Below are 25,286 nucleotides of genomic sequence, written 5' to 3'. Positions count from 1 at the left end.
GTTATCGGCCTTTACTGTCCCGGTTCTGGCGGGAGGCGGCGGGGCCGACGGAGTAGAAGGCACCGAACAGCTGTTCGGCATGTGGGGCAATGTCATCGTCAATGGAAAATTTGCCAAGGATTCTCCATGGCTCTACTACGCGGACTTGTCCTTGCGTGCCGCACAACAATATGGATACCCGGGCAACAATGACCGCAACATGGTTCTGGCCGCGATGGTGACGCATGATGCGATAGGCTACAAGTTCGATGACAATCATAGCGTCCACGTTGGTTATGCCTTCCAGACCGTCAAGGATCCTTACGCGAAACTAGAATCCCCGTTCAACGAGAACCGTGCCTGGGAACAATATACCTATTCAACGCCAACCCCAATCGGTAGTTTTTCCTCCCGATCCCGGCTGGAGCAGCGTACCGTAAACCTTAGCGAAGGTCGCTATAATGGCAGAGAAGTCGGGGTACGTTTTCGCCAGCAGTTCAAGCTCGCCTACCCCCTGGACGACAAATGGTCACTCATTGGCTCGGACGAATTATTCGTCAATGCCAATACCGTGAACTGGGGCCCGGTTTCCGGCATAGACCAGAATCGTGTCTTTGTCGGCGTCGGATACAAATTCGACAAGGTATGGCGCACGGAAATCGGCTACATGAACCAATACCTCAACAGAGATGTCGTCTATGATCGCGACTTTGACCTCGTATCGCTGAATCTCTATATCGATGTCCCCAACGACTGACGTCCGTCATGGCCGCGACATAGGCTCACGAACCGGCTGGCGCAGGCGCCGGAGATGGTTCCGATAGAGCTCATGCTGGCCGGGGTGAATCGGCTCCTGATTCTGGTGCGTGCGGGCAACGGCAGTGGCCCCGATCAGGGTCGCCAGCAGCAGGCTCAGGTTGGGCGATTTGTGGGACAGCGCATCGTTACTGGAAGCAAGCAACAAATAGACGAATGCCGCCAACCGCACCGGCGTCGGCCCCTTGCGTGCCACGCTGACCATCAGGCCAATCAGCCCCAGGGCAAACGGCACGAAGGCGAAAATACCGAGCTGGATGAGCAAAACCACCCAGAAGTTCTCGATATTGAAGTAGCCACCCTTGGCATCGATCAACTGCGCCAGTCCATCGGTACCCGCACCGAACAGGAACTGCCCCAGGGTCAGCTCATCCAGCAGCTGAACCGATTCGAGCCGGCTGGCCGCGCTATCGTCCCAGAACAGCTTTTCAAAGATGCGGGCGCCCAGATCCAGTTTCCAGGCGGAATATCCGCCGGCAGCAAGGACAAGTGGCAACAGCAGGCTAGCCCAGATCAACCAGCGAATATCGAGCCTGGAGGCAACCATCGCACGGAAGGCTGCATACCCCGCCCAGGTGGACATGAACAACAGGGCTGCACCGAAGGCGCCACGACTGCCAAAGGCAAACAAGGAAAGGAACAGCACCAGCAGGCAGGGAATGCGCCAGCCAACCGGCAGGATCAGGCATGCGAACAGGACCGGGACCGTGCGCTGAGCGCTCTCCAGAGGATGACTGGTCAACGCCGCGGAGCGGAAAAAATCCTCAACAACCTCCTCGTCGCCAATCATGTAGGGCAGGAGGCGCCGCTGCGTTGCCGATTCCACGATGCCGAGCATCGCGTTCACCAGAGTCAACCCCAGTATCCAGTAGAAAAGACGCTGCCGGTAGGTATCGGGCGAGAGATACAATAGCGCGACCAGAAGCGAGGGGATAAACAGGGTATCGATGAAGAATCCGACCCCGCCCGTGCCGAAGCGGATCGTGGTGTAAACCATGATGCCGATCAGCATGAGTGCATACCCTGCAAGCGCCGGGAACTGACGTGACAGGGCGACAAACTGGCCCATCGGATCGCGGCGAACCATGGTCGCCACGAAGGCCAGGGCAATCAGATAGCTGCCCGGATGAAACTTGAAAGGCAAGGCGCCACCCGGGACGTTGTAGGGTATGCCAAGCAGAACCAGCAGATTGGCCGGCATGACGTAGTAGAGAATGAGGGCAAGCAGTCCGGCAGCTTGTGAAACGCTGCCGGTGGCAGGCAACAGCGGATATGCGCTCATCGCCGGATCTGTCGTCGGGGTTGCCCGGAAGGCCGGCGGCATGTCAGGCGGCATGGAAGCGTGTCATCACCGTTTGGGGTCAGCCAAACCCCGGGCAATGCGCCTCCGGATCCCGGCCAAGTCGAGCCAATAGGCGACGAGACCATAGCTCAGCACACCCGCGCCGACACCCTGCAGCAAACCCTGCACCGTGCCGGAAAAGGCCAGCAGGCGAACCACTCCGTACATCAGGCCACAGGCAAGCAAGGCCTTCAACATGTCCATCATGGGGGGCCGCCGGCGCAAACCGGCATCGGCCAACGCCACTTGCAGGATCATCGCCGTGACATAGGCCAGGACGGCGCTGGCGATGGCGCCGGGCAGACCGAATGCGGGTATCAGGATCAGGTTGGCCAGCAAATTGACGCCCAAGGCAGCGGCGTAGGTTCCGGAAAGCGCCGCGGTCCTGCCCGTCAGCTGGAATGTCTGGGCAAAGTAGTGATCCACAAAACCCTTCAGGAGTCCGATCAGGGCAACCCATGGCAATAGATTAGCAACACCTTGGTGAAACTCCCTGCCCAGCATGAAAGTGGCGATTGGCTCAGCCAGGGCGGCCAGCCCGAACGCCATTGGCCAGGTGAGTAAAATCAGAGTGACCAGAGCCCCTTGCATGATGGCGTTCGCAGCGCTGATGCCTTCGCGCTCATGCGCGTTGAAACTCAAGGAAATGGTAGCCGAACCAATCCAGTTAAAGGCGATCGACAGGGGTCTTTCGGCTATGGAAACAGCGGCACCATAGAGCGCTACCGCCTCCTCACCGGTCAAGTAGCCCAGAAGGAATCTATCGAGGCTGGCCAGCGACATGCAAAGCACCAGCGATACCGCCATGGGCCAGCCATACTGCCAGATTGATTGCAACAGAGGCCGGGAAAAACAGCCCGGGCGAAGGTTGCGCAGGATCCAGGGTAAATCCACCACCAAAAGCCCCAGATTGGCCAGTGCGCTACCCCACAAGGCAAATTCCGGCTGGCCCGCACCACGGCTGACCAGCACGTAGCCAAAACCCAGGCCCGCCAGCGCCTGGCTCGACTCCAGCAAGCTGTAGCGACCAATCCGCAGGTTGGCGCGATGGGATTCCAGGCCAATCTGAGCCATGCTGCGGCACACCATCATGCTCATGGTGGCAAAGACAAGCGGGCGGTAACGGCCCGACCCTTCCGGGTAAAGCATGTCAAGCCCCCAGGCAAGACCCATCAGGGCCAGGCCGACCATGAGAGCCATGGCATAGACGGTGGTGAGCAATTCACGGGCTTGCCGCGGCTTCCTCATGCGGGGCGTGAAGCGGGCCACGCTCATCGTCAGCCAACTGAACAGCAACCACTGCCCCAGCAATTGCGCCGTCAGGGCAAGAACATAGGCGCCATACTGCTCGGTCGTCATCAATCGGCTATACAAGGCCAGACCGCCAAGCCCGACAACGGCCAGCAGCAAATTGGCCGGCGCCAAGCTGGTGAGATGGAAATGCCAGCCGCGGGTTTTCATGATCCGGCAGCGGCCTTGGCGATTCGCCCGTCGGTCGGGTCATCGGCCAGGCACAGGGCCGGTGCCTGGCAATCTTCCGCGCCTGCCGTGATGGCAAACATCAGGTCTTGCCGACCGGGACAGTCAGATCGGCCTTGAAGGGAACGGTGACCAGGACAGGCAGGCCGAGCTTTCGCTCAACCTCCTCTGGCGCGATGAAGACCTGCCGGAAATAATGCTTGATCAGGGCGGCAGCGAGCGCCATGAAAGCACCGATCAAGAGCGCCGCAACACTGATCATCAGAAAAAGATTGGACCCCTGTTCGACAGGGCGTGGATAATCGATGATGCGAACATTATCCATTTTCTGGCGGTCCATTTCTTCGAGTATCATGGCTTCCTCGACTTTCTGCGCATAGACCTTCAAGTTATCCTCCAGAAAATCGCGCTGTATCTTCAGATTCTTGAAATCCTTCTCCAGGTGGTCGAATTGCTGGAGCTTGTCATTGAGCGAGTTCTGTTCCGCGATCAGGCTGCTCAATCGCCCCCGCAGGGAGGCCGCTTCGACGCTCCGCATGGCGAAATCGGATTCCAGCGCGTCGAGAATCGGATTTCGCCCCACACGCCGATGCCTTGACTCGGTCGGCGGCAGGGCTTTCATGTTCTGCTTGAGCGCCTGGATCTGATCGTCGATATCGCGGATGTAGCGGCTATCCTCCGTGAACTTGGTCAGCAACTCGTTGCGGCGCGCTTCCAGGGTGATCAAGGTGGCGCGGGCCGAGTCGCTATTCTCCGAGCGGATATTTTCCTGGTAAAGGGCCACCTCGGCCGGCGTCGTGGCCAATTTCGCACCAAGCGCCTCCAGTCGGCTTTCGGTTTCCCGAAGCCTGGTCTCGGCCTCCATGCGACTACCCAGCAACTCGGCCTGCTGCCGGATCAGCAAAGACTTCTGGTCCTCGAAGTCACTGATCCGATGGGCCAGCTTGAAGTTCTCGATTTCGCGTGCTTTTTCGTTGAGTCGATCCGCGATTTTTTCCCTCTGCTCCCTGAACACTTCCGAGCGTGTCTGGGCATAAATCTTGTGGCGGGTATCCAGATAGGACGCCATCAAGGCGTTGAGGGCATCCGCTGCGACGAAGGGATTCCTGTGCCGGAAATTGAGCAGAATGACGTTGGCATTCTTGATGCTCCAGACCTTGAGCGCTTTCTCGAAGCGGACGACGGCCTGATCCATGAGCTGCGCCCGCCGGGCGCGGATCTTCTGCCGCCGGCTCAGGGGGGCAGACTCAAGACCCAGTCCGTTTTTGACGGCGCCCACCAGGCCTTGCCAGAAAGAAGGGCGTGAACGCCGGAGTTTCCTAGCGATGTCAGGATAGAGGCGCTCCAGGCCGGTCAGCTTGATGGCTTGCCAGATGGCTTGCCGATTCTTGAAAATCTCGGCCTCCGAGAGAACAAACTCCTCGCTGGTCATGCTCAGCGAGATATTGTCGCTGCCGACTTCCTGCTTCATGGTGTAGGCACGGCTCGGCAATACCAGCACCCGGCCTTCGGCGGTATAAACCTTCCCAGCCATCGAACCTGCCAGTATGCCGATGAGGCCAATGATGAGAAATACGGCCAGACAGAGCCGTTTCTCGCGAAAGATTTGCGTCAGCAGTTCGCGCAGCCCATACCCGGTGCCCGTCGGGGAAAAGTTGCGGGCGACCTTGTCGGCCAGGTTCACATGATTCGACATAGGGTTGGGTTCACCATCCGGGGTGGACGAGAGGATCCAGATGCTGACGCCTCGCCGGCCGCGCAGCCGCCGGCAAAGTACGGAAGCCGCGGTCACAGGCGCGGGACCGCAGGCTGCCCGGGAACCCGTCCCGCTCACGCATCAGCCCCGAAAACATCAGGTAACCAGCTGTAAATTCAGAAGAAAAATCATTTGCCCAAGATGCGCAGCAGGGCACATGGTAGCATGGCAACTCAATGCCACGACGGGTGAGGATCGAGCCGATGGGTTCCCGCGTTTATCTGCAAATTGCCCTGATGCTGCTGGATTTTGGCTGGGGCATGCTGTCATCCCGGATAGCACTGTGGCTGGTATTCGGCGGCAATGCCGAAGTGCTGCCGGAGTATCAATTTCTCACCGTGGCCATCCCGCTGGTCTTCGTTCTGAAGATGCGGGACGTCAAAGCCTATGACGTGGGATATTGCGGCGTTCTGCGTGAATGCCTCAAGCGAACCGCCTACTGGTGGCTGCGGGTCTTCGTGCTGCTGGCGGCCGTGCTGGCCATCACGGGTACCGCTCACTATATCGTCAATCGCTGGTGGTTGATCTGGGCGCTGATCGGCCTCCTGGGGCTCTGGCTTTTCCGCGGGTTGCTGCTCATGGCCTACCGGGCCGGCTGGTTACGGTCGATATCCGTCACACGCCTGGCCATCGTGGGAGCCGGGAGTGAGGGTCAGGAACTGGCCGCCCGCATCCATGGCAGCGTTTCCCGCGAATTCGAGCTCATCGGGCTGTTTGACGACCGCAGCGACCCGTTGCGCGACCAGCAGGCCTCCCCTGAGCAACCTCGGCTTGAAAGAGCCGGCAATACTGACGACCTGCTGCGGCTGATTCGGGACAATCGCGTCGATCAGGTCCTGATCGCCATACCGCTCCGGGCTCAGGAGCGCATACAGGCATTCATCCACAAGCTGCGGGTGACGCCCATCGACATCTACGTCAACATGATGCCGCTGCAAAGCCTGGGGCTGAAGTCGGGAGATCTGCGTCTCTCGACCCTGGGCGAGGTTCCCTTGCTGCGTGTCATCCACAGCCCGATCGGCCCATGGGCGGCGTGGCTAAAGCGGCTTCTCGATATCGTCATTGCCAGCCTCGCCCTGATCGTACTGGCGCCGGTCATGGCCCTGATCGCACTGGCCGTCCGGCTGGATTCGCCCGGACCGATCTTCTTCGCGCAGCGGCGCGGTGGTTTCAACACCCGCAGCTTCGACATGTACAAATTCCGCTCCATGCGCGTCGCCGCGGCCGAGAGGATGATCCAGGCACGCCCCGGCGATCCGCGCGCCACCCGCGTCGGCAAGTTCCTGCGGCGCTGGAGTCTGGACGAGCTTCCGCAGCTATGGAACGTTCTGGTGGGCGACATATCGGTCGTGGGGCCGCGTCCCCACGCGGTGGAAATGGACGACGAGTACGCCAAGATCCTGGACGAATACGTGTCCCGCACACGCGTCAAGCCCGGCATCACGGGCTGGGCCCAGATCAATGGCAAGCGCGGTCTGACCGACACGCCCGAGAAAATGGCCCAGCGCCTCGAGTACGATCTTTACTATATTGAACACTGGAGCTTCTGGCTGGATTTTCTGATCATCCTCAAGACCTTCGGGGCCGTGATCAAGGGTGACAATGCCTACTGACCCGGATCGAGTCACCCAAGCGCCATCAACATTGAAACCAAGGGCATTGCGATCCGTCGATGTCCAACCATCAGGAGAACAACCATGCAAGTTTTCAAGTCGTTACGATGGGCGATACCGGTGGCGCTTGCCATGCTGGTCTGGCCCTGGCTTTGCCTGGGGGCCCCCCCCGGCAAAGCCGCGCCATCACCAGCCACGCTGCCCAACCTGCAACGCGGGGTCAACCTTTCCCACTGGTTGACCTACTATGGCCGCCAGCCGATCGTCCAGGCGGACATGACGCGCATCGCCAGCGCGGGCTTCGATCATGTCCGCATCAACTTTGATCCCGGTCTCCTGGGCTGGAACCCGGACAGCCGCACCAATTCGGCGTCGCTGCCGCAGATCAGCAAACTGGACAACGCCGTCAACATGGCCCTGCAGGCGGGCCTGGTGGCCGTGCTGGACTTCCACCCCTCCGCCACCCTGAAACAGCGGATCGAAAAGGAGACCAGCGTTCAGTCGGCTTTCATCAACTTGTGGGGAACCCTGGCCAAACGCTATAAGAGCAGACCCCAGGACAAGCTGGTTTACGAGATCCTGAACGAACCACAGTACTGGGATGGCACGGGCCCCAAACCCTGGTTTGAACTGCGCAACAGGGCACTCGCCTCGATCCGGAAACAGGACCCGGGACATCTGGTCCTGCTGTCCGGCAGCTATGGCGGCGGGTTGCGTGGACTGCTGGAGGATCAGCCCGTGAACGATCCTGCCGTGGCCCACACCATTCACTATTACGAACCCTATCTGTTCACCCACCTCGGAGCCCCCTGGGAGCCGCATCTGTCGCGGCCGGAAGGGATGTTCACCGGCCTTGCCTACCCCGCCTCCAGCAGCACCTGGGAAAGCCTGACCCTCAAGCCGGGGGTGAACGAGGCGGTGGTCAGGGCGGCGTTCGATGAGTACAAGGACCAGAACTGGGGTTACGACCGAATCCTGCAGGATCTGACGCTGATACAAAACTGGGCCGCCACCAACAAGGCGAAGGTGATCTGCAACGAATTCGGCGTCGTCCGGATTCATCCCACGCCGGTCACCGATCCGGCCTATCGCTCTGCCTGGCTGAGGGATATGCGCAATGCCCTCAGCGCCAAGGGACTGGGCTGGACCGTATGGGATTATGCCGACATCTTCGGCATTGCCGTTGCCACGGGCAATACCTACCTCTCCTCCGATGGCGCGGTGATTCCCTCCGATACCAACAACCCCGTCAGGGAGTGGAATCCGGGCGATCTGGAGGCCCTGGGGATGACCGTCACCGCAAAGTAAACGGGGTGGAGTCGCGCTTGACCCGGCGGCAGCACTCGACCTGCGACGCCCTTCCGCCTTGTCCCTGGCTGCTGCGGGAAACCGCACAGCCAGGATACCTGTGTGGTGCCGCCAGACGGGATGGCGCCATCGCCGGAATCCGGCAGGATTCGCGCTGTCCGGGATTTCGGCGAACCCCTGGCCGGCGCTCACGGAGAGATCATCACCCGCAACTGGCCGAGACCGGCCTGCGCCACGCCCATCAACCTTTGCCCAGCAGGTTAGCCCCATGAAAATCAGCATCCTGCTGCCCAGCCTTGCCGGGGGTGGCGTCGAAAGAATGAGCCTCAACCTTGCCGAGGACTGGCTCCGGAAGGGACATGAGGTCGAGTTTGTTCTCCTGGAAAATCAGGGGGAGCTGGTCGACAAGCTGCCATCCGGGGCAAGCCTCCAGAATCTCGGCTCATCCAGGCTGCGCTGGGCCATTCCAGGGCTTTGCCGACATCTCAAGGCCAGCAGGCCCGACGTCATTCTGTCCAGAATGTGGCCACTCACCGTCGCGAGTGCCATGGCCTGGTTTTATGCCGGCTGCAAGGGCCGTTTGTTCCTGTCCGAACACAACCATCTGAGCAGCGAAAGAAGTTCCATACCATTCCTGCTGAAACTGAGCCTGCGCGTGACCTACCCGTATGCCAGTGGCATTATCGCGGTATCAAGAGGTGTCAAGGACGATTTGCTCACCCTCACCGGCCTGGCGGACGACAAGATACGAGTCATCTATAACCCTGTGCTCAGGCAACGGGTCGACGCGGCGCCACGAGCAATCAGGCAGGGTAACGGGCCGAAGAGGATCATCACGCTAGGTCGCCTGGTCCCGCAGAAGAACCACGCCTTGCTGCTGAGGGCCCTCAAGGAACTGCGCAACACCATGGACGTCAGCTTGACCCTCTATGGTGAAGGCCCGTCAAGGCAAGCGCTGGAATCCCTGGTGTCTGAGCTTGGCCTGGGCGAGTCGGTTGCGCTCCCGGGATACAGGGAAAATGTAGACGACTGTTTCAGGAACGCGGATCTGTTTGTCCTGTCGTCCGACCACGAAGGATTTGGCAACGTGCTTGTCGAAGCCTTGGCCCATGGCATCCCGATCGTCAGCACGGATTGCCCGAGCGGCCCTGCGGAAATCCTCAATCATGGTGAGTTCGGCACCCTCGTCCGCTGCCACGATCCCCAGGAACTGGCCCGAGCCATGCGGGAGAGCCTGATATCCGGGCATGCTCCCGAGCGGCTGATGGCACGCGCCAACGACTTTACGGTCGAGAAGATTTCAGACGAATACCTTGACTATTTCATGAGCGTCCAGAAATGAATAAGGCACATCGCTTATTGAGGGCCCTCTATCATCGGTTCATTCGCGGGAACGAACTTAAAGACCATATCCGTCGGGGCCTTAAGGTTGGAAGAAACTTCAAGATGCTGGAAGAGGTCAAGCTTGACCATTCCCATATCTGGCATATCGAAATCGGTGATGATGTTACCTTGGCGCCACGTGTCCACATTCTGGCGCACGACGCCAGCACCCGCACGCATCTGGGGAGTACCCGCATCGGCAAGGTCACGATCGGTGACCGGGTGTTCGTCGGCGCCAGTTCGATCATTCTTCCCGGCGTCACCATCGGCGACGATGTCGTCATCGGCGCAGGCAGCGTGGTCACGCACGATATTCCGCCCGGCTCGGTCGCCGCGGGCAATCCGGCCAGAGTCATCGGCACACTCGACGCTTTTCTCGACAGGAGGCGCAAGGAGATGCAGGCTCATCCCTGCTTCGGTGAGGAATATACCGTTGAGAAGCATCTCTCCGACGCCATGAAGGCCGACATGAACGCGCGCATGCAGGACCGTATTGGCTATGTGACCTGAACGAGGCCGGAAACCCGAGATCCGGGCTCCCGTCCGGGCCCCGCAAAACACGGCTGGACAGATCCCGCACGGAACACGAGGATCATGCCGACAGATCAGGTCCTGCTCCCGTGCAATCGCATCGTGAAGGCGCTCGAGCAGACCGGGGCGAGCGAAGCCCCACTCAGGCCCCCCCCCCTCTGAGCACTTCACGGTAGACGGCCAGATTCGCCTCCACCATCACCTGGGGAGAGAATTCACGCATGACCCGCTGCCGGCCCGCCATCCCCATGCACCGGCGCAAGCCGGGGTCCTCCAGGAGCCTGGCCAAGGCGCCTGCCAGTTCGAGCGGATCGGCGGGAGCAACCAGGATGCCGGTTTCGCCGGCGCTGACCGCCTCGGGTATTCCACCCACCCGCGATGCGATGATCGGCACCGCAGCACAGGCGCCCTGCAGGAGGGAAACCCCCATGCCTTCCATCAATGCCGGATGGACCAGCACATCCAGGCAGGGCAGGATGCGCGGCAAGTCGGGCCGGAAACCGGCCAGCCGGATAGTGCGCTCCAGCCCCCGGTCCTGGATGGCCTGGATCAGCTCGACCTCTTGCGGACCCTGGCCGAAAAACAGCACCTGCAGGTCGGGATGATCGCCCACGATACGGGCTACCGCCTCGATCAGATACCGGTGTCCCTTGCGGGGGATCAACTGTGCCACCACCCCGATCACCGGTTGCGCCGGCCCGATACCGAACGCCTGCGCGAACCAGTCGCGGTCGCGCGGCTCCTGCCACTCCTCCGCATCCACCGCATCCCTGGCATAGCGGAGTTTAGCCGCCGGTAAGCCCTCGCTCAGCAGTACCCTGCCGATGCCTTCGGAGATCGCAATCACCCGGTCATGCAGGCGATACTTGAGGGCCACCATCCACCGGCTCTCGGGATTGTCATTGCGGCGCGAATGGATCACGGGAGTGCCGCCAAGTCGCGCCGCCAGGCCGCCCATCACGTCCGCGCCGATACGGCTGTGCAGATGAACGATATCCGGCTTCACGTTCTGGATCAGGCGATACAGCCGGGCAATCAGACTCACGTCGAGATCGCCCCTCATCGGCACAGGGTGAACCGTTGCCACGGCGACTGCCCGCTCGGCCAACTGGCAGCCCGGTCGACAGGCAAGGTGATTTTCAATACCCCGGGCCTTCAGCCCCTCCATCAGGAGCAGGACCTGGTGGGGACCACCATACAGGTTCCGTCCTCCTTCCACGTGCAGGATTTTCATCGTTCGATTGTTGGGCTTGTTTCCGAATCGGGGCGCCGCCGCTCGCCCGTCCTGGGCGAGTACAAGGGTATGGGCCTCGGGTGATTTCCATCACGAGTCAGCCATGGACGCGCTCCGGGGCGGAGTGATCCTGCCTTGCAGGAAATGGAACCATCACTTAGGCAGGCAGGACCTCAGGAGCGTTGCGCCAAACCGGCCTCGATCTCCAGGAGATCCATGGTCGTTCGCAGGACCGCATCGGGGTTCAACGATATGCTGTCGATGCCGCATTCGACCAGGAAGCGGGCGAATTCCGGATAGTCGCTGGGCGCCTGGCCGCAGATGCCGATTTTGCGGCCCGCTGCCTTGGCATCGCGGATGACCGAGGCAATCGAGCGCATCACCGCCGGGTTCCGCTCGTCGAAGATATGCGCGACGATCTCGGAATCGCGGTCCACGCCCAGGGTGAGCTGGGTCAGGTCGTTGGAACCGATCGAGAAGCCATCGAACACCTCGGCGAACTCCTTTGCCAGCAACACATTGCTGGGGATCTCGCACATGACGTAGACCTCCAGCCCGTTCTCGCCGCGCTTGAGACCGTTCTTCTCCATCTCCGCCAGCACCCGTCTGGCTTCCTCGACCGTGCGGCAGAAGGGAATCATGATCTTCAGGTTGGTCAGGCCCATCTCGTCGCGGACCTTCTTCATGGCCCGGCATTCCAGGGCGAAGCCGTCGCGATAGCGCGGGTCGTAATAGCGGCTGGCGCCCCGGAAGCCGATCATCGGGTTTTCCTCCGTCGGCTCGTAGGGCCGGCCACCGACCAGGTTGGCGTACTCGTTGGTCTTGAAGTCGCTCATGCGGATGATGACGTCGTTCGGATGGAACGCCGCCGCGATCATCGCCACGCCCTGCGCCAGTCGCTCGACGAAGAAGCCGGGTTTGTCGTCATACCCCACGGTCAGCCGGTCGATCTCCTCCTTCACATCCGGATCGTTCAGGCGCGCGTAGTCCAGCAGCGCCTTGGGATGGATGCGGATCGAGTTGGAGATGATGAATTCCTCGCGCGCCAGGCCGACGCCGTCATTGGGCAGGAAGGACAGACGGAATGCCTCCTCGGGGTTGCCGACATTCATCATGATCTTGGTGCGCGGACGCTGCAGATCGGCCAGCGTCCGGCGCTCGACCGCAAAGGGCAGCAGCCCGTCGTAGACGTTGCCGGTATCGCCCTCGGCGCAGGACACGGTAACGGGCTGGCCGTCGCTGAGCAGTTGCGTCGCCCGCTCGGTGCCGATCACGGCCGGCAGCCCCAGTTCGCGACTGACGATCGCGGCATGACAGGTACGCCCACCGCGATTGGTGACGATGGCGGCAGCCTTCTTCATCGACGGCTCCCAGTCCGGATCGGTCCTGTCCGCTACCAGTACCTCGCCGTCCTGGAAACGGTGCAGGTCCTTGACCGACTGGACAACACGGACCGGGCCGGCGGCGATGCGATCGCCCACGCTGCGACCGGTGATCAGCGGCTCACCGCCCGGCCCGCGCAACCGGTAGCTTTCGATGACACCGGCGGACTTCTGCGACTGCACCGTCTCCGGACGCGCCTGGACGATGAACAGTTCGCCGCTGCGGCCATCCTTGGCCCATTCCATGTCCATGGGCGTGGCCTGGCCGCGCTTGCGGGTGTAGTGCGCCTCGATCAGGCAGGCCCAGCGGGCCAGGATCAGGATGTCCTCCTCGTCGATGCAGAACCGCGTCCGCTCCTCGGGCGGGACAGCCACGTTGCGCGTCATCCTGCCGCCGCCGATGTCGTAGATGAGCTTCTGCTCCTTGCTGCCCAGCGACTTGCGGAGTATGGGCCGGAAGCCCTGCCGCAGGGTCGGTTTGAACACGTAGAACTCATCGGGATTGACGGAACCGGCGACAACGTTTTCGCCCAGCCCGTAGGCCGCATTGATCAGCACCACGTCGGGGAAACCGGTTTCGGTATCGATGGAGAACATGACCCCGGCAGCCGCCAGATCCGAGCGCACCATCCGCTGCACGCAGACGGAAAGCCCGATGCGCAGCTGGTCGAAACCCTTGTCGGCGCGGTAGGAAATGGCCCGGTCGGTATACAGGGAAGCGAAACAGCGCTTGCAGGCTTCCAGCAAGGCCGAGGGACCCTGCACATTGAGATAGGTTTCCTGCTGGCCGGCGAAGCTGGCATCGGGCAGATCCTCGGCGGTGGCGCTGGAGCGCACGGCCACGTCCGCCAGCACGGCGCCATCGCCGGAAAGCCGATGGTAGGCCGCGAGGATCGCCCGCTCCAGTCCCGCCGGCAGTTCCGCCGCCAGGATCGCATGCCGCGCCGCCAGGCCGCGCCGCTGCAGATCGGCGATGTCGTGGGTGTCCAGCCCGGCCAGGATTTCCCGCAACCGTGCCGCGACACCGGCATGCTCGAGGAAGTCGCGGTAGGCAGCAGCCGTGATGGCAAAACCGGGCGGGATGCGGATCCCCTGGGGTGTCAACTCCCGGTACATTTCGCCGAGGGAGGCGTTCTTGCCGCCCACCAACGGCACGTCCTCGATGCCGATGTCCTCGAACCAGAGAATTTCCGCCTGGGTCCGGTCCACGCTGGCCATGGTCTCCTCCGTATCGGTGTCGCGTCCAGGGCCCGAGGGTACCACGGGCTATCCGCGGGCGGGAAACATGGGACGCCTCACGGCGGGATCAAGGCCGGTGTGGTTCCTGGTCGGGTTCCGGTTCCGGCTCTGCCAGCAGTTGGCCCAGCAGGAAGCCGAGCCGCATGTCGTCGACCTGGCCGAAGGCGTGCTGGCGGATGCGCCCGCACCTGTCGATCACGATCAGCGAGGGCGTGCCCCGCAGCGCGTACGCCTGCATGGTCCGCGGAACGGGGCCGCTGCCGGGCATGTCGACGCCGATGGCAAAACCAAGGCGGTACTCGTGGATGAAGGCTTCCAGGGAAACCGGCTGCATCGCCGCATGATGCTCGAACACCGTATGCAGACCGATGACCGTGACACCCCGACCACCGAAATAGTCGTGGATCCGCTGGGTCTGCGGCAGGCCGTGACTGACACAGCCGGGGCACAGCATCTGGAAAGCATGCAGCACCACGATCTGGCCACGCAGGGCGGAAAGGGACAACGGCTCGGGGGTGTTGAACCATTGCGCCACGGTCAGCGGCGGCGCCAGCGGGAAACCGGATGGCATCGACATCTGCTCCAGGGCTGGGGACGGGCGGCGGAGACTCGGCGCCTGGAACCTAGATGCCGAGATTGCCGAGGGTGATCATCAGTTCGTTGAGGACACCGGCCGCGGTGGGATGCTCGACCTCGAACTGCGACACCGCCGCCTTGAAATCCTCGACCAGGTGCAGTTCGTGGGGATTCTCGCTGACGTCGAGCCGCTCCTCCAGGCTGCCGAGCAGGGCATCGAGCTTGTCCTTCAGTTCCGGATGGCTGTCCTCGAGCTGCTCGACTTCCCGCCGCAACGTGAACAGCGCTTCGTTGATTTCTTTCTCGGCCATGGGTGGTTCCTCGATGGAAGATGGTGGACCCGGGCTTCAATCGACCGCGAGCGGCCGGCGAAGAAATTCGGGAGTGGCGAAGGCCGCCTTGTGGATGTCCACATTGTAATAGCGGGTCGCGAACGGTTTCGCCAAGGCCGCGGCCTCGCGAAACCCGCCGAGCGCGTCCTTGCCGGCCATGGTGCCGCTCCACCAGCCGGAGGGATAGATACACTGCGGAAAGTAGAAAGTGCGGGTGTCGGCGAAACCGGCACGGCGCATGGTGCCGTGCATGGCCTCGATGAGGTCGGCGTGGAACAGCGGCGACTCGCTCTGCTGCACGAGGATGCCACCCTGATCCAGACAGCGGAAACATTCACGGTAGAAGGCTTCGTTGAACAGGCCCTCGGCCGGACCAACCGGGTCGGTGCTGTCGACGATGATCACGTCGACGCTGCCGGGCGCGGCGTCCCTGACCCACTGGATGCCGTCGATGAACAGCAGTTCGGCACGCGGATCTGCATTGGAAGTGCAGAGATCGGGAAAATGGATCTCGGCCAGTCGCGTGACGCGCTCGTCGATCTCGATCTGTACCGCCTGCTCCACCTCCGGGTGGCGCAGCACTTCCTTGAGGCTGCCGCAGTCTCCGCCGCCGATGACCCATACCCGGCGGGGATGGGGATGCGCATAGAGCACCGGATGCGTCATCATTTCGTGGTACAGGAAATTGTCCCTATCGGACACCATGGTGCAGCCGTCGATGACCATCAGCTTGCCGAACCACTCGGTATCGAAGATCTCGATCTTCTGGAACGGTGTCTGCTCCTCGTGCAGCCGTGCCTTGATCCTGAGCGAGAAGGCGCTGCCATGCCTGGGATAGATTTCGGTGAACCAGCCGGCGGGGTCGATCATCAGGAGACCTCAAATGGAAAAGAGCGGGGATTTTCCACATAATTGCCGGCCTTATCAAAGGAATTCATCATGACGACGCGCTGGAGCTCCGCACGGTCACGCGACATCTACGGCATCGAACACTGGGGCGAGGGATACTTCGACATCAATGACGAGGGCCATGTCGTCGTACGCCCCGCCGGCCGCGACACCGGCGCGACGCTGGACCTCATGGCCATCATCCAGTCGGTGCGCCAGGAAGGCCTGACGCTGCCGGTGCTGGTGCGCTTCACCGACATCCTGCGCGACCGCATCGTCCGGCTGGCGGGCGCCTTCGAGGCGGCCCGCCAGGAATACGGCTACCGGGGCCGCTATACGCCGGTCTATCCGATCAAGGTCAACCAGCAGCGTGGCGTGGTGGACGGCATCCTGCACAACGGCGCGCACCCGGTCGGGCTGGAGGCCGGCAGCAAATCCGAACTGCTGGCGATCCTGGCCCTGTCCCAGGCCGGCACGGTCATCTGCAACGGCTACAAGGACCGCTCCTATATCCGTCTGGCGCTGATCGGCAGCCGGCTCGGACTGAACGTCCACATCGTCATCGAGAAACTGTCCGAACTGGACGTGGTGCTGTCCGAGACAGCCGCGCTGGAGATCGAGCCGCAACTGGGCGTGCGGGTCCGGCTGTCGAGCATCAGTGCCGGCAAATGGCAGAACAGCGGCGGCGAAAAATCCAAATTCGGCCTGCACAGCGGCGAAATCCTCCGGCTGGTCGACCGGCTGTCGGCAGCGGGCAAACTGGACTGGCTGCGGCTGATGCACTTCCACATGGGCTCGCAGATCGCCGACATCGGCGACGTCAAGACCGCCCTGCGCGAGGCCGGACGCTACTACGCCGAGCTGCACCGGCTGGGGGCCGTCATCGCCGTGGCCGACGTCGGCGGCGGACTCGGCATCGACTACGAGGGAACCCGCTCGACCAGCGACTGCTCGATCAACTACAGCATCGACGAATACGCCCACAGCATCGTCCGCGCCTTCAGCGAGGTCTGCGCCGAGCATGACCTGCCCCAACCGGACATCGTCACCGAGTCGGGCCGCGCCATGAGCGCCCATCACGCCATCCTCATCACCCATGTCACCGACATCGAGCGGGTGCCCGAGGACACCTCGCCACCCGCCCCGACGGCAGCCAAGCCCTTGCAGGATCTGGCCGAATGCCTTCAGCAACTCCCCACCGAACCGGTGCTGGGGGTGTATCACGATGCCCAGTTCGACCTTGCCGAGGCCCGGGCCATGTTCGTCCAGGGCCAGCTCTCGCTGGCGGAGCTGGCCGAGGCGGAGCGCCTGAACGCGGCGGTCTGCCATGCTGTGCAGCGCCGGCTGGACGTGCGCCTGCGGGCCCACCGGGAGTTGCTGGACACCCTCAACGAGCGCCTGGCGGACAAGGTGTTCTGCAACTTCTCCCTGTTCCAGTCGATGCCCGATGCCTGGGCCATCCACCAGGTGTTCCCGGTCATGCCCCTGCAACGCCTGGACGAGGAGCCGAACCGCCGTGGCGTGATCCAGGATCTTACCTGCGATTCCGACGGCCGCATCGACGCCTATATCGACCAGCAAAGCCTGGAGACCACCCTGCGCCTGCATGAGCCGCGCGCGGGCGAGAGCTATCTGCTGGGTATCTTTCTGGTCGGCGCCTACCAGGAGATCCTCGGCGACATGCACAACCTGTTCGGCGACACGCACTCGGTCAACGTGGAACTGGATGGCGCCGGCGGCTACCGTCTGGTCAATCCCATGCACGGCGACGGCGCCGACGACATGCTGCGCTACGTGCACATCGAGCCCGAGGAACTGGAACGCGCCTACCGCAAGAAACTGCTCGAAGCCCGGCTGCCGCCCGAGCGCCGCAAGCTGTTCGAGAGCGAGCTGGTCGCCGGCCTGTCGAGCTACACCTACCTGGAAGAATGAGCGGCAACATGACGGCGACGACTGACAGCGCCGGCCCCATGGCCGGCTTCATCGGCCTGGGCTCGATGGGCGCAGCCATGGCCCGCAACCTGGCCAGAGCCGGCCTCCTGAGCAGTGTCTGGAACCGCAGCGCCCCTGTCGCCGAGGCGCTATGCCGGGAGCTTGGCGTCGCGCAGGCGGACTCGCCGGCCGGGCTGGCGGCAACGGCCGATGTCATCCTCGTCTGCGTATCGGCCGATGCCGACGTGCTCGCCATCGTCGATGCCCTGCTGCCAAGCCTGAGGCCCGGCCAGATCGTCGTCGACCTTTCCACCGTCAGTCGGGAAACCGCCTGCGCGGTGGCGGAGCGCGTCCGCGGCCAGGGAGCCGACTTCCTCGATGCGCCGGTCACCGGCGGCATGGAGGGTGCGCGCCATGGCACGCTCGCCATCATGGTCGGCGGCGCGGCGGCCACCCTGGAGCGAGTGCGGCCGGTGCTGGCGGCCATGGGCAGCCGCATCGTCCACATGGGTGACGTCGGCATGGGACAGTCGGCCAAGGCGGTCAACCAGGCGATGTGCGCCGGCATCAACCAGGCGGTGACCGAAGCCCTGGCCTTCGGCGAGACCCTGGGGCTCGACATGGACAAACTCATCGAGGTGATGGACAGTGGCGCGGCGGGCAGCTGGTTCCTGGAAAAGCGCGGGCGCACCATGGTCCGGGGCAGCTATGTGCCGGGCTTCAAGCTGGCGCTGCACCAGAAGGATCTCGGCATCTGCCTGGCAATGGCGCGCGAGCACGGCGTCGCCCTGCCCCTTGCCGAGATGACAGCCCACGATTACGACCGCCTGCTGGCCGATGGCCATGGCGACGAGGACATTTCGGCACTCTACCGGCTGAAACGGCCCGCGCCGTGAATCCGCAGCTGGATTACATCGCCACGCCGTCCGGCACGCTGACACTCAGGCTGGCGGGCGCCTGGACGACGCAGACCAACATCCCGCCGACGGCCGAGGTGCTGGCGCGGCTCGAATCCGGCGCCGCCTTCACCGTCCTGGCGTTCGACTGCGCCGAACTGTCGCGCTGGGACAGCCGCCTGCTGACCTTCCTCAAGGCCCTGATCGCCGGGCAGGAGGCGCTCGGACGGCGGATCGACCGCTCGGGTCTGCCCAGGGGCATCCAGGGCATGCTGGCCCTGGCCAACGCCGTTCCCGAACGCGAGGACGTGCACCGCATCGACAAACCCGGCGGCTTGCTGGCCCTGCTGGGCGGACACGCCCTGCGCGGCTGGCGGGATTTCCTGCACCTGGCTGATTTCATCGGCGAGACCTGCCTCGCCTTCGGCCGCCTGCTGCTGGGCCGGTCCTGCATGCGCGCCGTGGATCTTGGCCGGCTGATCCAGGGCACGGGCCCGCATGCCTTGCCCATCATCAGCCTGATCGCGGTGCTGGTGGGGATGATCCTGGCCTTTGTCGGTGCGGTGCAGCTGAAGCTGTTCGGCGCGCAGGTGTTCATCGCCGACCTAGTCGGCCTGGGCATGGCGCGGGAGATGGGCGCCATGATGACCGCCATTCTCATGGCCGGCCGCACCGGTGCCGCCTATGCCGCCGAACTCGGTTCCATGACCGTCAACGACGAGATCGACGCGCTGAAAACCTCCGGTTTCTCGCCCATGGAATTCCTGGTACTGCCGCGCATCCTGGCGCTGTTCCTGACCATCCCGTTCCTGTGCCTGTATGCGGACATCCTCGGCATCCTGGGTGGCGCGCTGGTGGCGGCCGGCATGTTCGACGTTTCCTTCGCCGAATACCAGATCCAGATTCAGAACCGGCTCAGGCTGATAGACTTCGAGGTCGGCATCGGCAAAAGCGCCGTGTTCGGTATCCTGGTCGCCATCGCCGGCTGCATGCGCGGCCTGCAGTGCCAGCGGAACGCCACCGCCGTCGGTCTCGCGACAACGTCGGCCGTCGTCACCGGCATCGTCTACATCGTGATTTCCGACGCCATCATGACCCTGCTGGTCACCACCCTGAACGTCTTCAAGCGCTGAGCACCGCGACCATGGCTCACCTCCCAACGCCGCCGGCCGCCGCGCATGTACGGGTCAGCGGGCTGACCATGGCCTACGACCGATTCGTGGTGCAGCGCGATCTCGACTTTGCCGTCCGGCGCGGCGAAATCTTCATCATCATGGGCGGCAGCGGCTGCGGCAAGAGCACCCTGCTCCGTCACCTGATCGGCCTCAAACCACCGGCCCGGGGACATGTGTGGTTCGACGGCATCGATCTGTGGGAAGCCCCGCCGGCCGTGCGCAACGGCATGCTGCTGAAAATGGGCATCCTTTACCAGAGCGGGGCGCTGTGGAGTTCGATGACCCTGGCCGAGAACATTGCCCTGCCGCTGAGCGCGCATACCCGGCTGGGCCGGACAGAGATCGCCGAACTGGTATCGTTCAAGCTGGCGCTGGTGGGACTGGCGGGCTTCGAGGACTTCTATCCCGCTGAGATCAGTGGCGGCATGCAGAAACGGGCCGCCCTCGCCCGGGCCCTGGCGCTGGATCCCGAAATCCTGTTCTTCGACGAACCCTCCGCGGGCCTGGACCCGATCAGCGCCCGCCGCCTGGACGAGCTGATCCAGCATGTCAGCGAGAGTCTCGGCAGCACCGCCGTCATCGTCACCCATGATCTCCCCAGCATCCTGAACATCGGCACCGATTCGGTGTTCCTCGACACGGACAGCAAGACCATCATCGCCCGGGGAGCACCCCGGGAGCTCCTGGCGCATGCCGAACACCCGACGGTCCGCAACTTCCTGAGCCGGGGGGATACGGGGCCGGACAGGGGACAGCAACCGCCGGGTTCCGCCGGCGAACAGACCTTCCCGGCATCCGGCATGAGGATTTCGGGCCATGGATAACCGCCTCGATGTCCGGATCATCGGCCTTTTCGTGCTGGGTGGCCTGGCGCTGGCAACGGTGCTGGTACTGATGTTTGGCGGCGGCTATTACTTCAGCCATGTGCAACGCTTCGTCGCCTATTTCCCGGGATCGGTGAACGGCCTCAACAGCGGTGCGCCGGTCAAGCTCAGGGGCGTCAGCATCGGCCGCGTCGACAACGTCCTGGTGCAGTACGACCTGGACCAGAACCGGGTGCTGACCCCGGTGGTTCTGGAAATCGACCTGGAAAAGGTCATGGAGACACGCGGGCAGAAGCCCGGACATGCACATCCGGGCCTTGGGGAGCTGATCGAGCGCGGGCTCAGGGCCAAGCTGGCGCTGCAGAGCCTGGTCACCAACCAGCTGTACGTCGACATCGACTTCCTGCCGGGACAGCCCGCCGTGCTGGTCGGCCAGAAGAGCTTCCGGTGGCCGGAGATCCCGACCGTCACGTCGAGCAAGGATGAAATCGAGAAGACGGTCCAGCAGGTGGTGCGCGAAGTGCGGGAACTGCCCCTGAAGGATACGGTGGAGGCCGCCCTGGGCGCGATCCGCCGGGTGGACAGCCTGCTGGCCAAGCCCGAGACGGACGCCGCCATCGTCAATCTCAACCGGACCCTGCTGGACCTGCAGCAATTGCTGCGGCATGTCGACGGCAAGGTCGACAATCTGAGCGGCAACGTCGACCAGACCGCCCGCGAAGCCCGCCAGCTGGTCAAGCGGCTGGATCAGTCGGCCGCCACCCTCACCACGGCCGTGGACGGCCTGGCACGCGATGGCCGCGTGCTGGTCAACCACCTGAATGCCGGGGTGCCGGACCTGCTCGGCAACGCCAACGACAGCCTGAAACAGGCCCGCGCCACGCTGTCCACGCTCGAGGGCATGACCCAGCCGGACGCCGAGCTGTCGACCGCGCTGCGGGACATGTCGGAGGCCGCGCGCGCCATACGGCGGCTGGCCGATACCCTGGAACGGCACCCGGACAGCCTGCTCTATGGGCGGCGCCCGCCGGCACAGCCCTGACGACCGGGACATGCGCGACAGTACTCCGGCAGGCGAAGCCGGGAACCGCGGCATGGCATAATGCCGGCATGCCGACCCCGACCGATTCATGACACCCTGTCCGACGCGCCAGCTGCCCCGTCCCGCGTACGACCATGAGCGCCTCCGTGCCGCCGGCGCGCGCGTCGTCGCTGTCGAAGCCGCCGCCGTGGCCGCCCTCGGCGAACGCATCGACGAGCGCTTCGCCCAAGCCTGCGAGCTGCTGTTGGACTGCCGGGGACGCGTGGTGGTGACAGGCATGGGCAAGTCCGGACACATCGCCGGCAAGATCGCCGCCACCCTGGCCAGTACCGGCACACCCGCCTTCTTCGTGCACCCGGGCGAAGCCGGTCATGGCGACCTGGGCATGATCACCGGCCAGGATGTCGTGCTGGCCCTGTCGCATTCGGGCGACTCCGCCGAAATCCTGACCATCCTGCCCATGCTCAAGCGGCTCGGCATTCCCCTGGTGGCGATGAGCGGCAACCCGCTGTCGCCGCTGGCGCGCCAGGCCGATGTCAGCCTCGACACCCGTATCGACGAGGAGGCCTGCCCGCTGGGACTGGCGCCGACCTCCAGCACCACCGTCGCCCTGGTCCTGGGCGACGCGCTGGCGGTGGCCCTGCTGGAGGCGCGCGGCTTCAGCCGCGAGGATTTTGCCTTCTCGCACCCGAGCGGCAGTCTCGGCCGCCGACTGCTGATCCGCGTCAGGGACATCATGCATGCCGGCGATGGCATCCCGGCGGTACGGGAGCTGGCACCGATCCGCGAAGCCGTGCTGGAAATGACGGCCAAGCAACTGGGCATGACCGCCGTGGTCGATGAGCAGGGAAAACTCCGGGGCATCTTCACCGATGGCGACCTGCGGCGGCAGCTGGAGCATGGCATCGATATCCACGCCACGCCCATCCAGGCCGTCATGACCCGCGATTGCGCCACGGTCGGCCCGGAGCGGCTGGCAGCCGAGACCGTGCGCATCATGCAGGCGCGACGCATCAGCGCCCTGCTGGTCGTGAACGAGGAGCATGACCTGATCGGCGCGCTCAACATGCACGACCTGCTGCGAGCCGGGGTGGTATGACCTTGCCGCCCCTGCCCCCGGACGTGCTGGCGCAGGCGGCGAACATCCGCCTGCTGATCTGCGATGTCGACGGCGTGCTGACCGACGGCCGCCTGTTCTTCACGCCCGAGGGCCAGGAACTCAAGAGCTTTCACGCGCGCGACGGCCACGGCATCAAGCTGTTGCAACGTACCGGCGTCGCGACCGCCGTCATTTCCGGCCGCAGCTCGCCGGCCGTGGCGCTGCGCATGGCAAGCCTCGGCGTGGAGCACGTTTACCAGGGCCGCGAAAGCAAGCTGGAACCCTATCTGGAGCTGCTGGAGCTGCTGCGACTGGATCCGGCGCAAACCGCCTTCGTCGGCGACGATGTGCTGGATCTGCCACTGCTGCGCCGGGTCGGTCTGGCCGTGGCCGTGGCCGACGCGCACACGAGCCTGTACCCGGATGTGCACTGGGTCACCACCCGGGCGGGCGGGCTGGGCGCGGTCAGGGAAGTCTGCGACCTCATCATGCAGGCCCAGGGAACGCTGGAGCATGTCCTTCAAGGCTATCGCTAGGCTGCTGGCCAGCGCCGGCAACCTCTCCCGTTACGTGCTGCCGGTTCTGCTGGCGCTGGCGTCCTGGTGGCTGGCGGAACGCTATGGACCCGCCTTCGAAAAGGGCGTGAAGCTGGAACCCGGCAAGGTGGATTACTACGCGAAGCAGCTTCAGCGCACGGTGATGGACGAGACGGGACAGCCGAAGGAACTGCTGGTGGCGGACGAGCTGGTGCATTACGACGGCGACGACCGTACGGAAATCGCCCGGCCGGTGATGAACCTGTTCGTGAAGGATGGCCCTCCCTGGATCATTCATGCCGAATCGGCCACGCTGCCGGGCAAGAGCGACGAAATCCTGCTGCATGGCGACGTGCTGGTAACCCGGGAGGCCAACCGCCAGGGGCGCACCATGCGCATCGAGACGACCAATGCGCGCGTCCAGCCCGACAAGAACTACGCCGAAACGGATGAAGACATCCGCGTCATCAGCCCGCCCGACTACATGACCGGGACGGGCGCCAGATTCAAATTCGGGGACGGCATCCAGTACTCCATCCTCGCCAATGTCCGCAGACGACACGATGTGCAAGAGTAATCCACGCCCCCTTCCGCGACTCCCCGCTCGCTGGCCGCTGGCCTCCCTGTTGCTGGCGGCAGCCGTCGCCGCGCTGGCCCCGGCCCCCGCCCGCGCCCTCAGCAGCGATTCCAAGCAACCCATGTTCATCGAGTCCGACGCGGTGGTCTTCGACGAAAACAAGGGCGAGACGGTCTATACCGGCAACGTCACCGCGCGCCAGGGGAGCCTCGAAGTCAAGGGCGACAAGATGATTGTCAACCAGCAGAAGGGCGAAGCCGACCAGATCATCATCTATGGCAATCCCGCCCGGCTGAAACAGACACCCGACGGCGGCGGTCCCGACAATCACGGCATCGGCAAGCGGGCCGATTATTTCCCGGATTCGGGCATCCTGATCCTCAACGGCGACGCCATGACCTGGGAAGGCCCCGATCCCGACAGCAGCGAACACACGGTCAAGAGCGACCACATCGAATACGACACCCGCAACGCCATCTACAAGGCGGGTTCCAGCCGCTCCGGCAGCCGCCGCGTGCATGTCCGCATCATTCCCAAGGAAGAGAAGCCCTCCGAGTAATCAAAGATGCCGACACTCAGCACCCACCACATCGTCAAGCGCTACCACCGGCGCAATGTTGTCGACGGGGTCTCGGTTTCCATCAATACCGGCGAAATCGTCGGCCTGCTGGGTCCGAACGGCGCCGGCAAGACCACCAGCTTCTACATGATCGTCGGCCTGATCGGCCCCGACGAGGGCCAGATCCGGCTCGACGAGCGCGAGATCACCCACTTGCCCATGCATGAGCGGGCGCGCCTGGGCATCGGCTACCTGCCCCAGGAACCCTCGATCTTCCGCAAGCTCACCGTCGCAGAGAATCTCATGGCGGTACTGGAACTGCGCAAGGAACTGACCCACGGTCAACGGGAACTCATCATCGACGAACTGCTGGAGGAGTTCAGCGTCGGCCATCTGCGCAACCAGCCGGCGATCGGCCTCTCGGGTGGCGAGCGACGCCGGGTGGAGATTGCCCGGGCCCTGGCCTGCGAACCGCGCTTCATGCTGCTGGACGAACCCTTTGCCGGCGTCGATCCGATCTCGATCATCGATATCCAGAAGATCATCGTGCACCTGCGGGAACGCGGCATCGGCATCCTGATTACCGAACACAACGTGCGCGAGACGCTGGGCACCTGCGACCGGGCCTATATCCTGGCCGGAGGTCGGGTCATTGCCGACGGTCATCCGGAGGAGATCGTCAGCAATCCGGAGGTACGCCAGGTCTACCTCGGTGAAAACTTCTCGATGTAATCTAGCAATCGCCATGCCATGGGGATAAGCTAACGCAATAGCCCCCATGCGATGGA

Annotated in this window: 23 protein-coding genes; 15 read left to right on the top strand and 8 right to left on the bottom strand. The window is 63.5% G+C overall.

Annotated elements, in window-relative coordinates:
- A partial coding sequence (locus ACYQ1H_RS02095; protein ID WP_460026397.1) for a DUF2490 domain-containing protein occupies positions 1–736 on the top strand: 736 nt, incomplete at its 5' end.
- A gap of 6 nt (positions 737–742) precedes the next feature.
- On the opposite strand, the gene ACYQ1H_RS02090 is transcribed toward ACYQ1H_RS02095, so the two are convergent.
- From ACYQ1H_RS02090 to ACYQ1H_RS02080, 3 genes are all read right to left on the bottom strand, one after another.
- Positions 743–2,077 carry a VpsF family polysaccharide biosynthesis protein gene (locus tag ACYQ1H_RS02090; protein ID WP_460026396.1) on the bottom strand — a complete coding sequence of 445 codons (1,335 nt, stop codon included), beginning with the start codon at positions 2,075–2,077 and terminating at the stop codon, positions 743–745.
- Positions 2,078–2,143: 66 nt separating this feature from the next.
- The gene (locus ACYQ1H_RS02085) at positions 2,144–3,598 is read right to left on the bottom strand and encodes an oligosaccharide flippase family protein (RefSeq protein WP_460026395.1); all 1,455 of its coding nucleotides are present in this window, start codon (positions 3,596–3,598) and stop codon (positions 2,144–2,146) included.
- Positions 3,599–3,698: 100 nt separating this feature from the next.
- On the bottom strand, positions 3,699–5,312 hold the full coding sequence (locus ACYQ1H_RS02080; RefSeq protein WP_460026394.1) for a GumC family protein: 1,614 nt from the start codon (positions 5,310–5,312) through the stop codon (positions 3,699–3,701).
- 263 nt (positions 5,313–5,575) lie between these two features.
- On the opposite strand from ACYQ1H_RS02080, the gene ACYQ1H_RS02075 reads away from it, so the two are divergent.
- The 4 genes from ACYQ1H_RS02075 to ACYQ1H_RS02060 all read left to right on the top strand — a co-directional run bounded on the left by ACYQ1H_RS02075 (position 5,576) and on the right by ACYQ1H_RS02060 (position 10,186).
- Positions 5,576–6,985 (top strand): undecaprenyl-phosphate glucose phosphotransferase, encoded by a 1,410-nt coding sequence (locus ACYQ1H_RS02075; RefSeq protein ID WP_460026393.1) that lies wholly within the window; start codon positions 5,576–5,578, stop codon positions 6,983–6,985.
- 84 nt (positions 6,986–7,069) lie between these two features.
- Positions 7,070–8,293, top strand: coding sequence for a glycoside hydrolase family 5 protein (locus tag ACYQ1H_RS02070; protein WP_460026392.1), 1,224 nt, complete (start codon positions 7,070–7,072; stop codon positions 8,291–8,293).
- A 268-nt stretch (positions 8,294–8,561) separates the two neighbouring features.
- The gene (locus ACYQ1H_RS02065) at positions 8,562–9,635 is read left to right on the top strand and encodes a glycosyltransferase (RefSeq protein ID WP_460026391.1); all 1,074 of its coding nucleotides are present in this window, start codon (positions 8,562–8,564) and stop codon (positions 9,633–9,635) included.
- Between the two features lie 104 nt (positions 9,636–9,739).
- Positions 9,740–10,186 (top strand): DapH/DapD/GlmU-related protein, encoded by a 447-nt coding sequence (locus ACYQ1H_RS02060; protein ID WP_460026390.1) that lies wholly within the window; start codon positions 9,740–9,742, stop codon positions 10,184–10,186.
- Positions 10,187–10,349: 163 nt separating this feature from the next.
- Here the strand turns inward: ACYQ1H_RS02060 and ACYQ1H_RS02055 are convergent, their stop codons facing one another.
- The 5 genes from ACYQ1H_RS02055 to speE form a co-directional block, all read right to left on the bottom strand.
- Entirely contained in the window at positions 10,350–11,441 is a 1,092-nt protein-coding gene (locus ACYQ1H_RS02055) for a glycosyltransferase (RefSeq protein WP_460026389.1), read from the bottom strand.
- A 173-nt stretch (positions 11,442–11,614) separates the two neighbouring features.
- The gene (gene ppsA / locus ACYQ1H_RS02050) at positions 11,615–14,041 is read right to left on the bottom strand and encodes a phosphoenolpyruvate synthase (RefSeq protein WP_460026388.1); all 2,427 of its coding nucleotides are present in this window, start codon (positions 14,039–14,041) and stop codon (positions 11,615–11,617) included.
- Positions 14,042–14,129: 88 nt separating this feature from the next.
- Positions 14,130–14,633 (bottom strand): peroxiredoxin family protein, encoded by a 504-nt coding sequence (locus ACYQ1H_RS02045; protein ID WP_460026387.1) that lies wholly within the window; start codon positions 14,631–14,633, stop codon positions 14,130–14,132.
- Positions 14,634–14,685: 52 nt separating this feature from the next.
- A complete protein-coding gene (locus ACYQ1H_RS02040) occupies positions 14,686–14,949 on the bottom strand; it encodes a DUF4404 family protein (RefSeq protein WP_460026386.1) in 264 nt (87 codons plus the stop codon).
- Between the two features lie 36 nt (positions 14,950–14,985).
- Complete coding sequence (gene speE / locus ACYQ1H_RS02035; protein WP_460026385.1) at positions 14,986–15,840, bottom strand: polyamine aminopropyltransferase; 855 nt, start codon at positions 15,838–15,840, stop codon at positions 14,986–14,988.
- Between the two features lie 69 nt (positions 15,841–15,909).
- Here speE and speA point away from each other — a divergent pair, with 69 nt between their 5' ends.
- From speA to lptB, 10 genes are all read left to right on the top strand, one after another.
- The gene (speA, locus tag ACYQ1H_RS02030) at positions 15,910–17,790 is read left to right on the top strand and encodes a biosynthetic arginine decarboxylase (protein ID WP_460026384.1); all 1,881 of its coding nucleotides are present in this window, start codon (positions 15,910–15,912) and stop codon (positions 17,788–17,790) included.
- A gap of 8 nt (positions 17,791–17,798) precedes the next feature.
- Positions 17,799–18,686: an NAD(P)-dependent oxidoreductase gene (locus ACYQ1H_RS02025; protein WP_460026383.1), complete on the top strand. Its 888-nt coding sequence runs from the start codon at positions 17,799–17,801 to the stop codon at positions 18,684–18,686.
- Entirely contained in the window at positions 18,683–19,819 is a 1,137-nt protein-coding gene (locus ACYQ1H_RS02020; RefSeq protein ID WP_460026382.1) for an ABC transporter permease, read from the top strand. The genes ACYQ1H_RS02025 and ACYQ1H_RS02020 overlap by 4 nt, the downstream gene beginning before the upstream one ends.
- A gap of 11 nt (positions 19,820–19,830) precedes the next feature.
- Positions 19,831–20,685, top strand: coding sequence for an ABC transporter ATP-binding protein (locus ACYQ1H_RS02015; protein WP_460026381.1), 855 nt, complete (start codon positions 19,831–19,833; stop codon positions 20,683–20,685).
- Complete coding sequence (locus tag ACYQ1H_RS02010; protein WP_460026380.1) at positions 20,678–21,727, top strand: MlaD family protein; 1,050 nt, start codon at positions 20,678–20,680, stop codon at positions 21,725–21,727. Before ACYQ1H_RS02015 ends, ACYQ1H_RS02010 begins: the two co-directional genes overlap by 8 nt.
- An 88-nt stretch (positions 21,728–21,815) precedes the next feature.
- Positions 21,816–22,826 carry a KpsF/GutQ family sugar-phosphate isomerase gene (locus tag ACYQ1H_RS02005; RefSeq protein ID WP_460026379.1) on the top strand — a complete coding sequence of 337 codons (1,011 nt, stop codon included), beginning with the start codon at positions 21,816–21,818 and terminating at the stop codon, positions 22,824–22,826.
- Positions 22,827–22,828: 2 nt separating this feature from the next.
- On the top strand, positions 22,829–23,362 hold the full coding sequence (kdsC, locus tag ACYQ1H_RS02000) for a 3-deoxy-manno-octulosonate-8-phosphatase KdsC (protein ID WP_460026378.1): 534 nt from the start codon (positions 22,829–22,831) through the stop codon (positions 23,360–23,362).
- Entirely contained in the window at positions 23,340–23,939 is a 600-nt protein-coding gene (gene lptC / locus ACYQ1H_RS01995) for an LPS export ABC transporter periplasmic protein LptC (protein WP_460026377.1), read from the top strand. Before kdsC ends, lptC begins: the two co-directional genes overlap by 23 nt.
- Positions 23,926–24,498, top strand: coding sequence for a lipopolysaccharide transport periplasmic protein LptA (gene lptA / locus ACYQ1H_RS01990; RefSeq protein ID WP_460026376.1), 573 nt, complete (start codon positions 23,926–23,928; stop codon positions 24,496–24,498). The genes lptC and lptA overlap by 14 nt, the downstream gene beginning before the upstream one ends.
- Positions 24,499–24,504: 6 nt before the next feature.
- Positions 24,505–25,230: an LPS export ABC transporter ATP-binding protein gene (gene lptB, locus ACYQ1H_RS01985; RefSeq protein WP_460026375.1), complete on the top strand. Its 726-nt coding sequence runs from the start codon at positions 24,505–24,507 to the stop codon at positions 25,228–25,230.
- Positions 25,231–25,286: the final 56 nt, after the last annotated feature.

This window comes from Methyloparacoccus murrellii (assembly GCF_054657115.1).
This window is presented reverse-complemented; position numbering and strand designations above follow the sequence as displayed.